The sequence below is a fragment of the Pseudomonas mosselii genome (genome assembly GCF_005796105.1).
GTDB lineage: Bacteria > Pseudomonadota > Gammaproteobacteria > Pseudomonadales > Pseudomonadaceae > Aquipseudomonas > Aquipseudomonas mosselii_C.
The window spans coordinates 1-847 of record NZ_VAUO01000046.1 but is presented as its reverse complement, the minus strand read 5'-3'; the positions used below and the strand labels follow the sequence as shown (position 1 = coordinate 847).

Annotated in this window: 1 protein-coding gene; it reads right to left on the bottom strand. The window is 60.4% G+C overall.

Annotated features, from left to right (window positions below; translation table 11 throughout):
- A partial coding sequence (tssI, locus tag FEM01_RS24010) for a type VI secretion system tip protein TssI/VgrG (RefSeq protein ID WP_138221891.1) occupies window positions 1–847 on the bottom strand: 847 nt, incomplete at both ends.

Below are 847 nucleotides of genomic sequence, written 5' to 3'. Positions count from 1 at the left end.
TGTTCTGGTCCTTCTGCGCATGGATAAACACTTCCTGACGACCCAGCTCGTCCTCGAACCGCAGCTCGTTGAAGCCATCGCCCTTGTGCGTCTGGCTCTTGATGGTCATGCGGGTCTTGTGGTCGGGCAGGTCGTAGGGCGGTAACTGGTCGCCGCAATAAGTGCGCCCGGTGATCATCGGCTGATCAGGGTCGCCATTGACGTACTGGATGACCACGTCCTGGCCGATACGCGGGATGGCCATAGAGCCCCAGCTACCACCTGCCCAGCCTTGGGATACCCGCACCCAGCAGGAGCTGAACTCGTTGTTATTGCTCTCCCGGTCCCAGGGGAAGCTGACTTTGACCCGTCCCCATTCGTCGCAATAAATCTCCTCACCAGGCGGTCCGACGACGGTGGCCATGTGAGGGCCGTCGACGCGGGGCTTTGCCAGCGGAGCAGGGCGCCATTCGGTCCTGCCGGGAACAAGTTGAGCGGTTTGCTCATAGCGTGTGCTTTGATCGACGCCCGCGGCTTCTTCTTGCAGGCTGGTGAATTGGCTACCTTTGTGAACGACACTGTTCACGCGCCAATGCACATTCAGGTCGTCACGTGGGTGGCCTGTGAGCGTGAAGCTGAGGCCAGGCTGCAGCCTGACGTCATCTCCTTGCACTTCTGCGATGCGCGCATCATGGCGCAGGGCAGTGATAAGGTTTTCAGTGAACGGCTTGCCCACGGCATCGCGCTTGTAGCGGCCGGGGTAATCGAAGCGCTCGTAGTCACTGGATTGGTGTTCCAGAAAGGGGCCTGAAGCACGGTGTTCCTGGCGATACGCCGGATGGGTGAAGGTGTAGTCGCGCTGGACCTG